The organism is Ciceribacter ferrooxidans (genome assembly GCF_004137355.1).
GTDB classification, from domain to species: domain Bacteria; phylum Pseudomonadota; class Alphaproteobacteria; order Rhizobiales; family Rhizobiaceae; genus Allorhizobium; species Allorhizobium ferrooxidans.
Window position 1 is genome coordinate 1 of record NZ_SDVB01000213.1, and the last position, 256, is coordinate 256.

The following is a 256-nucleotide window of genomic DNA, read 5'->3' on the forward strand; positions in this document are numbered from 1 at the left end:
CGATCGCCCGCGCCTGGATCCTGCCCTTCGCCTGGATCTGGCCGATCGTGACGTGGTCGGCGATGGGGACGCGCGACGTGCGCCACGGCACCACGGCGCTGCTCGATTCATCCCCCCGGCCGCTCGAGCGTCAGCTTCCGGCGCTGTGGCTGAGCGGGGTGCTCGTCGCGGTCACGCTCGGCCTCGGCGTGGGCGTCCGGCTGCTGGTCGCCGGGAATCTGTCGGCCGCGCTGGCGTGGAGCGTGGGAGCGCTGTT

Annotated in this window: 1 protein-coding gene; it reads left to right on the forward strand. The window is 73.4% G+C overall.

All coding sequences use genetic code 11. From position 1 onward, the window contains the following. Positions 1-256 (forward strand): hypothetical protein (locus tag EUU22_RS25275; RefSeq protein WP_205687891.1); only part of this gene is annotated, 256 nt, incomplete at both ends.